Origin of the sequence: Mycolicibacterium hodleri (genome assembly GCF_025822245.1) — a bacterium.
GTDB classification, from domain to species: domain Bacteria; phylum Actinomycetota; class Actinomycetes; order Mycobacteriales; family Mycobacteriaceae; genus Mycobacterium; species Mycobacterium hodleri.
On sequence record NZ_JACKTL010000043.1, the window covers coordinates 327,585 to 340,152 of the forward strand.

At 69.8% G+C, this 12,568-nt stretch carries 10 protein-coding genes; 4 read left to right on the forward strand and 6 right to left on the reverse strand.

Annotation, left to right across the window (positions count from 1 at the left end):
- Positions 1-15: 15 nt before the first annotated feature.
- A complete protein-coding gene (gene infC, locus H7J06_RS20030; protein WP_264040874.1) occupies positions 16-651 on the reverse strand; it encodes a translation initiation factor IF-3 in 636 nt (211 codons plus the stop codon).
- A 248-nt stretch (positions 652-899) separates the two neighbouring features.
- Here infC and H7J06_RS20035 point away from each other — a divergent pair, with 248 nt between their 5' ends.
- From H7J06_RS20035 to H7J06_RS20045, 3 genes are all read left to right on the forward strand, one after another.
- Positions 900-1,262: a DUF1844 domain-containing protein gene (locus tag H7J06_RS20035; RefSeq protein ID WP_149482076.1), complete on the forward strand. Its 363-nt coding sequence runs from the start codon at positions 900-902 to the stop codon at positions 1,260-1,262.
- A 45-nt stretch (positions 1,263-1,307) separates the two neighbouring features.
- Positions 1,308-4,634 carry a bifunctional lysylphosphatidylglycerol synthetase/lysine--tRNA ligase LysX gene (gene lysX / locus H7J06_RS20040; RefSeq protein ID WP_264040783.1) on the forward strand — a complete coding sequence of 1,109 codons (3,327 nt, stop codon included), beginning with the start codon at positions 1,308-1,310 and terminating at the stop codon, positions 4,632-4,634.
- A 96-nt stretch (positions 4,635-4,730) separates the two neighbouring features.
- Positions 4,731-6,107 (forward strand): alpha/beta hydrolase, encoded by a 1,377-nt coding sequence (locus H7J06_RS20045; RefSeq protein ID WP_264040875.1) that lies wholly within the window; start codon positions 4,731-4,733, stop codon positions 6,105-6,107.
- On the opposite strand, the gene H7J06_RS20050 is transcribed toward H7J06_RS20045, so the two are convergent.
- Together H7J06_RS20050 and H7J06_RS20055 are read right to left on the reverse strand one after the other, a co-directional pair.
- On the reverse strand, positions 6,101-7,186 hold the full coding sequence (locus tag H7J06_RS20050) for a hypothetical protein (protein WP_264040784.1): 1,086 nt from the start codon (positions 7,184-7,186) through the stop codon (positions 6,101-6,103). The two genes, H7J06_RS20045 and H7J06_RS20050, sit on opposite strands and share 7 nt — an antisense overlap.
- The gene (locus H7J06_RS20055) at positions 7,183-8,505 is read right to left on the reverse strand and encodes a hypothetical protein (RefSeq protein ID WP_264040786.1); all 1,323 of its coding nucleotides are present in this window, start codon (positions 8,503-8,505) and stop codon (positions 7,183-7,185) included. Before H7J06_RS20055 ends, H7J06_RS20050 begins: the two co-directional genes overlap by 4 nt.
- A gap of 83 nt (positions 8,506-8,588) precedes the next feature.
- Between H7J06_RS20055 and H7J06_RS20060 the strand changes: the two genes are divergently transcribed.
- On the forward strand, positions 8,589-8,942 hold the full coding sequence (locus H7J06_RS20060) for a hypothetical protein (protein WP_264040787.1): 354 nt from the start codon (positions 8,589-8,591) through the stop codon (positions 8,940-8,942).
- Between the two features lie 4 nt (positions 8,943-8,946).
- Here the strand turns inward: H7J06_RS20060 and H7J06_RS20065 are convergent, their stop codons facing one another.
- From H7J06_RS20065 to H7J06_RS20075, 3 genes are all read right to left on the reverse strand, one after another.
- A complete protein-coding gene (locus H7J06_RS20065; RefSeq protein WP_264040788.1) occupies positions 8,947-10,152 on the reverse strand; it encodes a CHAT domain-containing protein in 1,206 nt (401 codons plus the stop codon).
- A complete protein-coding gene (locus tag H7J06_RS20070) occupies positions 10,143-11,873 on the reverse strand; it encodes a hypothetical protein (protein WP_264040789.1) in 1,731 nt (576 codons plus the stop codon). Before H7J06_RS20070 ends, H7J06_RS20065 begins: the two co-directional genes overlap by 10 nt.
- A 102-nt stretch (positions 11,874-11,975) precedes the next feature.
- Entirely contained in the window at positions 11,976-12,470 is a 495-nt protein-coding gene (locus H7J06_RS20075) for a lipoprotein LpqH (RefSeq protein ID WP_264040790.1), read from the reverse strand.
- Between the last annotated feature and the right edge of the window lie 98 nt (positions 12,471-12,568).

Sequence of the window (12,568 nt, forward strand, 5' to 3'; positions counted from 1 at the left end):
GGTTCTAGTGGTGGATCAGGTCGTGGTTGGAGCTGGTGGAGCGTCACTCGGCGGTGCCGCAGCCGGCTCGGCGGGAGCGGGGGCCGCACGCTGCGCCTGAGGTGCAGCGGCGTCGTGTGCCGCTCGGGCCTTGGTCTTGGCGCCGCGGTGAGGTGCCAGCACCATCGTCATGTTGCGACCGTCTTGCTTGGCGGACGTCTCGACGAAGCCGTAGTCGGCCACGTCGGCGCCGAGCCGCTGCAAGAGGCGGTAGCCAAGTTCGGGCCGCGACTGCTCGCGTCCGCGGAACATGATGGTCACCTTGACCTTCGACCCCGCCTCGAGGAAGCGGACGACGTGACCCTTCTTGGTCTCGTAGTCGTGGTCGTCGATCTTGGGTCGCAGCTTCTGTTCCTTGACGACGGTCTGCTGCTGGTTCTTGCGAGACTCGCGCTCCTTGAGTGCCGTCTCGTACTTGAACTTGCCGTAGTCCATGATCTTGCAGACTGGCGGCTTCGCAGCCGGAGCAACTTCGACGAGGTCGAGATCGGCATCCGCGGCGACGCGGAGTGCATCTTCGATGCGCACGATGCCTACCTGCTCACCGTTCGGTCCGATCAGACGGACTTCAGGTACACGTATGCGCTCGTTGATGCGGGTCTCAGTGCTGATGGGGCCTCCTATGTAGTCTTCGAGGAGTCCACGCCATCAGCCATCGCCCAACAGAGCGAAAAGGCCCTGTACATGACAGGGCCCGATGCCGACCGATCACGACTTGCGTCGCCTGCGCAAAACGCAGAACACACACCTCTCGGTGTCTGTGACCGGACCGCTGTACCTGGACGGTCAACGGTGGGAGCGGGACTCCACTTGCTGTCCTGGCGTAGGCCGGGACGGTCGCACGTGCCAGTCTAACAGGCATGACCGAGGTTCCCGAACTCCCCGAAGACACCGCCGAACCAACCGTCCGCGAACTCGCCGAGATTCCCGCCGTCGAAGTGATCACCAGGGCGGCCGTGATGCTGATGAGTGCCGCCGCCGAGAAGCTCGGGCTGTCGGAGGACGACCCCGACGAGTCCCCGCACCGCGACCTGGACGAGGCCCGCAGGCTGATCACGGCGCTGGCCGGCCTGGTGAAGGCGTCGGTGGAGTACCTGGGCCCGCACGCCGGGCCGGTGCGGGACGGCCTCAAGCAGTTGCAGCTGGCGTTCCGCGAGTCCTCCGCCTTTCCCGAGGAGCCCGGCCAGGGTCCGGGCGAGAAGTTCACCGGCCCCGTCTGGTAGCCACTGCCAACACTTTCGCGGGTTGAGCGAATATTGTCGCGGCCTATGACGCTGACTACGCCGAAGCAGCATCGAACGTCGACCTTCCGATGGGTGCCCGCGGCCGCGGGGTGGCTCGTCGGCATCATCGCGACGCTGTCGTTGATCGCCAGCATTTCGCCGTTGGTGCGATGGGTCATCAGGGTGCCGCGCGAGTGGGTCAACGACTACATCTTCAACTTCCCCGACACCAGCTTCGCCTGGGCGTTCGTCCTCGCCCTGCTGGCCGCCGCGCTTGCGGCCCGCAAGAGCGTCGCGTGGTGGATCCTCGTGCTCTACATGGTCGCCGCGATCGGCTGGAACGTCGGCGACCTCTCCACCGGTCCCGAGTCGGTGATGGAGGACATCGGCGAGGTGATCGGCCTCGTATTCCACGTCGCGGCGATCGCCTTCCTGGTGCTGGCGCGCAAGGAGTTCTGGGCGCGGGTGCGACGCGGCGCACTGATCAAGGCCGCCGCGACGCTGGCGGCCGGGATGGCGGTCGGCATCGTCGTCGGCTGGGGACTGTTGGAGATGTTCCCCGGTTCGCTGGAGCGCGACGAACGACTGCCCTACGCGGCCAACCGCGTCGTCGTGTTCGCCGGGGTCGACGCCGACGCATTCGACGGCCACCACCCGCACGTCTTCGTCAACGCACTGCTCGGCCTGTTCGGCGCCGTGGCGCTGATGGTCGCCGCCGTCGTGCTGTTCCAGTCGCAACGGGCGGCCAACGCGCTCACCGGTGAGGACGAGTCGGCGATCCGCGGAATGCTCGAGGTGTGGGGAAAGAACGACTCCCTCGGCTACTTCGCCACCCGCCGCGACAAGTCGGTGGTGTTCGCCCCGAACGGGCGGGCCGCCATCACCTACCGCGTGGAGGTCGGTGTCTGCCTCGCCAGCGGCGACCCCCTCGGTGACCCGCGATCGTGGCCGGCCGCCATCGGGGCGTGGCTGACGCTGTGCCAGTACTACGGGTGGGCGCCGGGCGTGATGGGCGCGAGTGCGGCTGCCGCCCAGGCGTTCCGGGAGGCCGGGCTCAACGCCCTCGAACTTGGCGACGAGGCGATTCTGTACCCCGACAAGTTCAAGTTGTCCGGCTCGGACATGAAGCCCGTGCGGCAGGCCGTCACCCGGGCCCGGCGCGCGGGGCTGACCGTCCGCATCCGACGCCACCGCGACCTGACCCCCGAGGAGATGGCGAACGTCATCGCACGGGCCGACGACTGGCGCGACACCGAGACCGAGCGCGGCTTCTCGATGGCACTGGGACGCCTTGGCGATCCGGCCGACGGCGACTGCATGCTGGTCGAAGCCGTGCAGGAGAGCGTGGCCGGACAGGACACCGTGGTGGCCATGCTGTCGCTGGTGCCGTGGGGCACCAACGGCGCCTCGCTGGACCTGATGCGGCGTTCGCCCCAGTCCCCCAACGGCACCAACGAACTGATGGTCAGCGAACTGTGCCTGCAGGGCGCCGACATCGGCATCACCCGCATCTCGCTGAACTTCGCCATGTTCCGGTCCGCGTTCGAGGAGGGCGCGCAGCTGGGCGCCGGTCCGGTGGCGCGGCTGTGGCGGGCACTGCTGGTGTTCTTCTCCCGCTGGTGGCAGCTGGAGACGCTCTACCGGTCGAACATGAAGTACATGCCCCATTGGGTTCCTCGCTTCGCCTGCTACGAGGACGCCCGACTCATCCCCCGCGTCGGCGTGGCGTCGGTGATCGCCGAGGGCTTCCTGGTGCTGCCGTTCAGCCGGCGAGCCGAACAGCACACCGGGCAACACACCGGACAACACACGGCGGCACCGGACGCGCTGGTGCTCTCGGGCCGGCTGCATCCCGACGGCAGCGCGCCAGACCTGACCCTGCTGGAACTCGACGGGCCTCCCGACGAGCACGTCAACCGACTGCCCGAACAGGTCCGCGTCCGGATGGCCAAGCTGAAGGCGTTGCAGGACCGGGGAATCGACGCCTACCCCGTCGGCAAGGCGCCCAGCCACACCGTCGCCCAGGCGCTCGAGACCGCGGGCGAGACCGTATCGGTCTCCGGTCGAGTGCTCCGCCTTCGGGACTACGGTGCGGTGCTGTTCGCCGACCTGCGTGACTGGTCCGCCGAAGTGCAACTGCTGCTGGACAATTCGCAGCTGAGCGAGGGTGGTACCGCCGAATTCACCAACGCCGTCGACCTTGGTGACCTCCTCGAGGTCACCGGCACCATGGGTGCGAGCAAGTCCGGCACTCCGTCGCTGCTCGTCGAGAGGTGGCGGTTGATCGGAAAGTGCCTTCGCCCGCTGCCCGACAAGTGGAAGGGGTTGACCGACCAGGAAGCCCGGGTGCGCACCCGGTACGTCGACCTGGCCATCAACACCGAGTCGCGTGACCTGATCAGAGCCCGCAGCGCGGTTCTGCACTCGATCCGAGAGACGTTGTTCGCCAAGGACTTCCTCGAAGTCGAGACGCCGATCCTGCAGCAGATCCACGGCGGCGCGAACGCCCGCCCGTTCGTCACCCACATCAACGCCTACGACTTGGCGCTGTACCTGCGGATCGCACCCGAGCTCTACCTGAAGCGGCTCTGCGTGGGCGGGGTGGAGCGGGTCTTCGAACTGGGCCGTGCGTTCCGCAACGAAGGCGTCGACTTCAGTCACAATCCGGAGTTCACGCTGCTGGAGGCCTATCAGGCGCATGCCGACTACAACGTGTGGATCGACGGCTGCCGGGAGCTGATTCAGAACGCCGCCCTCGCCGCGAACGGGGCCCACGTCGTGATGCGGCCGCGGGAGGACGGAACGCTCGAGCCCGTCGACGTCTCGGGCGAATGGGCCGTCAAGACCGTGCACGGCGCCGTGTCCGAGGCGCTCGGGGAACACGTCGCAACCGACACCGATCTGGGGACGCTGCGGCGCTACGCCGACGCGGCGAAGATCCCGTACCAAACGCACTGGGATCCCGGGGCCGTCGTCCTCGAGATGTACGAGCACCTGGTCGAGGATCGCACCGAGCGACCGACGTTCTACAAGGACTTCCCGACGTCCGTCTCGCCGCTGACCCGGCCGCACCGCAGCCTGCCCGGCGTGGCTGAGCGGTGGGACCTGGTGGCCTGGGGCGTCGAATTGGGCACTGCCTACAGCGAGTTGACCGATCCCGTCGAGCAACGCCGTCGACTGCAGGAGCAGTCGTTGCTGGCCGCCGGCGGCGACCCGGAGGCGATGGAACTCGACGAGGACTTCCTCCAGGCCATGGAATATGCGATGCCGCCGACCGGTGGCCTGGGCATGGGCGTCGACCGAGTCGTCATGTTGATCACCGGGCGCAGCATCCGCGAGACCCTTCCCTTCCCACTGGCCAAGCCTCGATGAAGAGCTTCACAGCCAACCGTCAGCTTCGCCGTTCACGATGACGGCGTGACATCGTGGTTGGCCGCCGGGGACTTTCGGCAACAGCACCTCTCGTTGATGCACGGCTGGTTGCCGCTGCTGATCCAAGCCGTCACCGTGGCCGTTCTGGTGGCCGCGGTTTGCAGGCGGAGCCGTCGGTGGGGCCTCGTGTGGTTGCCGGCGGCGGTGGCCGTCGGCGCGGCCATGGCCGCGACCTCCTACTGGGTGATCGCCTCTCAGGGCATGTCGGACGACCCTGCTCCCAAGTTGCTGTGGGTTTGGATCGTGGTCACGGGGTTTGCGGCGGTGGTGTTCGTCGCCGGGTGGCGCAACGCCGGTTGGCGCCGTCGGACGGCGTCGGCCGTGGGATTGCCGATGTCGGCCCTGTGCGCGGCGTTGGCCTTGAATCTCTGGGTCGGCTACTTCCCCACCGTCCAGACCGCATGGAACCAGCTCACCGAGGGGCCGCTGCCCGACCAGGCCGACCAGGCGACCGTCGTGGCGATGCAGACCAAGCACCAGGTGCCCACCAAGGGCGTCGTGGTGCCGGTGAACATCGACTCGTCGGCGTCGGGTTTCAAGCATCGCGGTGAGCTGGTGTACCTCCCGCCCGCGTACTTCGCGACCAACCCGGCCCCGCACCTGCCGACGCTGATGATGATCGGTGGTGAGTTCAACACCCCCGGTGACTGGCTGCGGGCGGGCGACGCCATCAAGACCGTCGACGACTACGCCGCGGCGAACGGCGGCAACGCGCCGGTCCTGGTGTTCGTCGACACCGGCGGTGCGTTCAACAACGACACCGAATGCGTCAACGGCCCGCGCGGCAACTCGGCCGACCACCTCACCAAGGACGTGGTGCCGTTCATGGAGGCCACCTACGGCGTGAGCACCAATCGGGCCAACTGGGGATTGGTTGGCTGGTCGATGGGCGGCACGTGCGCCGTGGACCTGGCCACCATGCACCCCGACATGTTCACCACGTTCGAGGACATCGCGGGTGACCTGGCCCCCAATTCCGGCAACAAGAAGCAGACCGTCGACCGGCTGTTCGGTGGCAGCACCGCCGCCTACGCCGCCTTCGACCCCACCAGCGTGATGACCAAGCATGGTCGCTACCAAGGCATCTCGGGGTGGTTCGCCGTCAACGGGTCGACACCGTCGTCGGGTCCGACGGTCGTCGAGGCGGTCAACGCCAACGGCACCGGCCTCGGCGGCAAGGACGCCGCGGTCCACCTCAGCGACCAGGCGGCGGCCGCAAACTCACTGTGCGCGCTCGGCACGGCCAACGGCATCCGGTGCGCGGTGGTGACGCAGCCCGGCAAGCACGACTGGCCGTTCGCGGACCGCGCGTTCGTCGCGGCGCTGCCCTGGCTGGCCGGTCAGGTCGGCACGCCCGGGGCGCCGCGGCTGGGCCTGCCCGGAGCGACCCCGCTGGCGTCGCATCTTCAATAGTCGGATTCGGCGGCGAGGATCTCGGCGAGGAACGCGTCGGATCCGGGACGGGCCAGCCGCGCCCGGGCGAACTCTCGGACGCGCCGGCGCAGCGCCGCCGCCTCCGCGGTGCCGGGACGGTCGGGGCCGACGGTCACCGTCGCGGTCGACCACCCGTGGTCCCATGCCCGCAGCTCGGTGATCGCGTCGCCACCGTCGTCCACCAGCGGTAGCGCAGCCGCCCCGGTGGCGTCGAGGACTCCGGCGGCGCCGACGGCGCCCGCGCGTAATCGCACGGCGATGCCCCCGGCGGACGCCCCGTCGAGCACCGCGACGCGCACCGCGGCGACCACCGAGCCGTCCGTGGCGTCGACGGACCACTCGACGGTGTCTTCGGCGGCGTCGAATGTCCGCGGCGGTACGGCCACCCAGTCCACCGACGCGACGCCGGTGGCGATCGCGCCCCGGCGTCGGTCGCCGTCGGCACCGGCGGCCAACGCGTAGTCCTCCCGACGGCCGGTGACCGCGTCTCTCGGCGCCACTGGGAGGTCGGCCGGCCACACCCCCGCGTCGTCGGCCAGGTCGACGCATGCCCGCACCACGTCGAGCACCCGGGGGTCGCCACCGTCTTCGAGCGCCCTCAGCGCCACGCGGTGCGGCGCGAGAAGACCCTCGACGTCGGAGTCCAGCGTGTCCTCGGTGAAGAACTCCTGCGCCGCGCTGACCAGGAGGGCCAACTCCCCGTCGAGCAGCGACGGGTCGAGGCGCACGATTCCGTCGCGGCTGCTCTCGGGCCACCATCGGCGCAGCCAGTATCCGACGGCCAGGCGCCGCAACGGTTCCAGCGCCTCGGCCCGGACGTCGACCTCTGCCACGTCGGCGCCCGACACCAGGGCGGCGTGGCCGGTCGGACCCACCACGCGCCACAGCCAATCGGCGGCGGCGACGTCGGTCACCGTCATGCGGGCGGCGGCCGCCCCGGCCGGGTCGTCCACCGTCCACTCCAGCACCGCGCCGCTGACCTCGAGCACCGCCACCGCGGGCACGTCCGCAACGACCGGGCCACCGCTCCAGCCGCCCGACCGGGCCTCGAGCTTCATCGGGCCACCTCGTGCTCCTGCAGTTCCAACATGGTCTTGATGCGTTGGCGGTGGTCCAGGTTGACCGACCTCGCGACTCCCCGGAGCAACGAGCGCACGTCGTCGACGTCGCCGCAGGACTCCTGCCATACGTCGCGTCCGTGCAGACGCGCCCAGAGCCGCCTGACGTACGGTTTCGCGAAGTCGGCGAGGTCGTCGACCACCTGGCGCTGGCGGGGATGCATCGGCCCGCCCTCGACCAGATAGCGACGGGCGTGCATGACGTAGGCCTCCTTGTGCAACCGCGCCTGGATGTCGCCAGAGAGCGCGTATCGGGTCGAGGTGTCCGCACTGAGCGGGGCCAGGTCGGCGGCGACCTCGACGCCGGCGACGAGCGCTGCCTGCTTGTCCTCGGCAAGCAAACCCCATGGCGCGCAAGCCCTGTCGACTTCCTCGGCGCACAGCAGCGGAATGTCGGGCAAGCCGTCGCGGTCGAGTGCCCGGCGCAGCGTCGCGCGCACCCTGTCGACCACGCTGCGGTTCAGCGGCGGCGCGCCGTCCTGTCCCGTGACCACCGGCGGCGGTGGTTGTGGGGCAACGGAACTGAGTCCGACGTCGACGATCGACCACGGGATTTCGGCGTCGGTGTGGGCCCTCGCGCCGACGTCGTAGGGCGTCGCGTCCGCGACGAGCGCCGACCACACCCGCTGGCGGGCCGTCGCGGCGTTGTGACCGGTCGCGTCGCCGAGGACCGTGGTCAGGCCGGACAGGAACGGACCGGCGACGCTGTTCCCGGGTCGGACGTCGCGCCAACTGAGCTCGAGCTGCCGGGCCAACCGCGCCACCACGTCGTCGTCGAGGTGGCGGTTGAGGACCTCGACGCCCGTCCGGTCGCGGTCGTCGTGGACGCCACGCAGCACCGTCTCGGCGGTGTCGCGGTCGTCGGGTACCGGCGCACCCCTGGTGACGGAGAGCTCGTAGCAGATCGGAAAGTACAGCTCCTGGGCGTTGCCCGCAGTGATCCGCAGTCGCCGCCGCTCGAGCTTCAACACCGCGAACCATGCTGCGGTGTTGCGCAATTCGGGCGCGGCAGCCACCAACAAGGTTCGCATTGCCGCACCCGTCTCCGGGGTCACCACCGGTGCGGAGTACTGGGGGTTCGTGCGCAGCCGCAACACCAAGGGGTCGAGGATCCGCTTGACGGTGCGGCGCAGCGGGGCGCCGTCGATGCCACTGAGCACCTCGACGCCGGGACCGATGGCGCGCCATGCTTCGTCGATCACCGAGCGTCGCGGCAACACCACGACGTCCCGGGCGTCGACGTCAGCGGCGATGGTCATGTGGAGAGGATAGGCGTCGGAGTGCTGAAAACGGCCCGCAGAAGTTGGGATTGGTAGGTCGTGGAGGCCAGGAGGCTGACGTCATGTCCGACGCCTTGCTCGCCACCACCGTGTTTCTGATCGCCGCCGCATGCGGTGTGATCCTCTGGATTCCGTTGTCCCGCGGGCTGAGCGAACCGGGCGCGAACCCGGCCCGCCACCCCACCGAGGTCGGGATCGGCACCGTCCGCGCGGTCGACGAGCAGGTGACCCTGGACGTGGAGTGCCCGTCCGGTCGGCACTTCGTCGGCAGCCTGCGGCCGCCCGCCGACGGTGCGTCCCTGGGTCAACTGCGACCAGGTCTCCTGCTGTTGGTGACGTTCGATCCGGCCGCGCCAAGGCGGCTTTCGCTCGCCGACGACATGGACGCGGTGTCGGCGTCGACGCCGCCCGTCTGAGCGGTCATCTCGCCCCGTCCACCGCGAAGGACGCCAGCGCCGCCCAATACACCGGGCTCGCGGTCGAGTCTCCGGAACGCCAGCGCCGCAGACATTCCCGCTGCCACTCGTTCACCGCCTGGCCTGCCCGATCGCCGTCGTGCGCATCGTCGACCGCCACGACCAGCTCCCCCATCGGGTCCGTCGTGCCGCCGGCGAACCGCCGATAGCCGGCCGTCGTCGGCAGGGACCACAGCGTGGCCGTCACCAGTTGGGCCCCGCAGAGCACCATCGCCGCGACCAAACCCGTCGCCTCGTCGAACCGGTAGTCCCCACCGGAGGCGCAAGCGATCAGGGCGACCCGGGGCGGCAGGGGCAGCCGTCGCGACATGATCGCCGCGGCAGTCAGCGGATCCTCCTCCGCCAGGTGCAGCGCCGCTTGATCGGCGCGCCCCAACCGGTCCTCGGCGGCACTGGCGTGCCCGACGTAGAGCAGACGGCAGGGCTCCTCGGCCAGCATCGCGGCCAGCCAGTCGCGGTCGGCGTCGGTTCGGCGGAACAGCGCGGTCGACTCGGCCACCGCGGGCAGGACGCGTCGGGTGGCCACGCCGTCGGCGAAGTGCTGCGCCAGCAGCGTATCCGGCGACGGCCGGCCGAGAACCGAGCCCAGCGCCGAGTCGGGACGCTGCCCCGGGACGCGGGGGTCGAGCACCAGCAGGGGTGATCGATGGCGGCGCTCGGTCCAGGTGGTGCGCAGGCGGGGGGCGTTCACGATGTTGGGTGGCACGGCCATCAGCAGGTCGGCCAGCTCCACCAGGCGGCGGTCGTTCCCCTCGAAGGGGACGGCGAGCAGACCCCACGGCACGCGCCCCAACCTGGCGCTCGGAGAGATGAAGAGCGCCGCACCGGGGGCGTGGGCGCCGTCGACGAGCACGCGCCAGGCCTGCTCGGACAGCAGCACCGACCCGAGTCGCCGGGCGAGGGCTTCCTCGGTGTCGGAGGCGGCGAACGGCCCGGACACCAGGGCCCTGGCCAACGCGTCGGCGACGGACTCCGCCGCGACCGGCTCGGGCAGTGCCCCGGCAAGGTCGTCGAGTGCGTCACGGATCTGAGCGGAGTGAATCACCCACGTCACCGTCCGCGACGGGTCCCCCACGATCCGGAGACTGGCGTACGTGGCCGGCCCGACGTCGGCGAACCGCAGGATCAGGGTCGTGTCCGTTATGGCCATGTCTCCCAGACCGCTTCGGCCGCGGTGACGCACTGGCCGTAGCGTTCGAATGCCAGCTGCCGGTAGCGGTCGAGCACCGGCCCCGTGGTCGGATCCATCCGCAGCGGTGGCAGTGGACCCAGCCGCAAGAGCCCGGTGCCGTCGCTGATGGGCGGACCGGCGGCAACCAGTGCCAACTCGTCGACGTCGGTGATCGGGGCGGCGGCCGTGGACACGCTCGACCACTCCAGTGCGGCGGCGTCGGGAGCCTCGGCGCTGAAGGTGCCTCGTGCACTGTGGTATTCGACCAGCTGGCTGATCAGGTCGGAGTTCTCCCACTCCAGGGCGACGGCGAAGGCGCCGGCCAGCAGCGGCGCCGAGACGCACGTCGCCCACTGTGCCCGAGCTTCGGCGTCGACGACGGAGTACCGCACCGAGTCGACGGCGAGCGACGCCGGCACCTTGAGTTCGGCTGCGCGCTCGAGCTTCTGCATCGCCGCACGATGCTCGTCGGTGCCCCGCTCTGCCCTGGTCGTCCCCGCGCCCGCCTGGTACCTCGCCTCGGCGGCCTCCCAGTCGTCGTCGGGGCGCCCGGCACCGTCGAATCCGAGGTCGGCCAGGGCCTCGGCCCGCAGGATGTTGCCGAGATGGTCGTCGAGGCGGGCGTAGGCCAGCCAGCTGCTGCGGGGTGAGGAGTCGAGGCAGGCCCGCGCTTGCGTCACCATGTCGACCGCCTCGGCATGCCTGCCGCGAAAGATGCTGATCCAACTGCGCTGCAACAGGATACGGTGAATGTGCAGGGGCTTCCCGAGCTCGCGCCAGTGCCGTTCGGCGTGCTCCCAGCATTCGTCGGCGGCCTTGAGCCCACCGGCCGACAACCTGGTCAGGCCGAAGAACAGCCAGCACCTGGAGACGGCGTTCGCCCTGGCGTAGCGGGCAATCACGGGATAGGCCTCGTACATCCGCGCCTCGGTGGCGACCCGGTCACCGGCCGACCAGCTCGCGGCGCCGCGTTCCAACCGGGCGCGGGCCGTCGCCAGCTCCCAGCCGCGGGCCGCGGCCCGGGCCTCGACCCGGCGCAACCAGGGTTCGGCGTCGTCGAGACGACCGGTCTCGATGCAGAACCGGGCGTATCCGATGCCACCGAGCACCCGCAGGTTGTCCTCCGATTCGCCGCTGTCGGAGGACGATTCGACGTGTCGGATCACCTCGTCCCAAAGACGTACCGATCGCACGTGCAAGTCGTCGTCACACAACCCCTCGGCGCAGACGATGCGCGCGTAGGTCAGAAGGTAGGCGTGTTCGGTTGCCAGATCGGCGAATTCGGTGTCGCCGTCGTCGAGCGCGGCCAGGGCGGCCGCGGCTGCCTCGTGGTCGCCGATTGCCGCGGCGAGCCCGGTCTCGAGGAAACCGGCCCTGCGCCCGTATCGACGAATCAGGTGCCGCGTCTCGGTGGGCGCCAAGGTCGACTGCTCCACCACGTCCGCGGCAGCCGTGCCCGCCAGGATGGACGAGTACGCGGCGAGGCACGCCCGGATGCGCACGGCGGCTTCGCGGACGCCGTCGTAGGCGGTCCTGACCAGGTAGAGCTCGCCGAGCTGGGCCAGCGCCTCCAGCATCCAGTCGTCCCGGTCGGCCTCTTCGATCAGCGGCATCAAGGAGAGCAGCAGCTCCTTGGCCGCCGTCTCGTCGCTGGCGAGGGCAAGGTGGCGGGCCCGCTCCAGCTCACCGGGGATCGACACGGCTGCATCATAAGTCGCCGCGGACGCCAGATGTGGAAGTCGGAAGTGGCGAAAGCGGCGGACGTGCACGGCACGCCCGCCGCCCTCCCCGGGGGCGACCTGTCAGTTGCAGGTCACCTTGATCTCGAACTTCTTCGTGATCATCCCCGCCATCGGGTTCTTCATGTCGGCGCCCTGCGCCTCACCGGTGATGGTGTACGTGCTGCCGTCGACGGCGACCTCTGCCGAGCCGCTCTTCATGCCGTCCATCTGCGCGACCGAGAGGGCACTCCCGTCGACGACCAGGCCGAGGGATTCGACGGCAGGTGGTGTCGCGTCGGACATCACGACCGCGACGCCCTGCTGGCCACCGACCGTGCCGCTGGCGACGTTGATCTTGCCGCCGGCCTTGACGCAGGTGACGGTGCTGGTGTCGAGGCCGGCGAGGTCCTGACCCTCGACCTTGACCTCGGTGTTGCCGCTGGTGCTGACCTGCGTGCTGCTGCCGCTCGCGGCGGGCGAGCTCGAGCCGGGCGTCGAGCCCTTGTCGTCGGAGCAGCCGACCAAGACCAAGGCCGCTGCCGCGATGCCGATACCCGCCGTCACGATGTTCTTCATGGGTAGTCCCTTCATTCCGCAACGTCGGGGATGACGTCGTCGTGAGGGAAGTACACGGGGTCTGATGCGCTACCGATCCCAACAATTGCCGGGGGCGA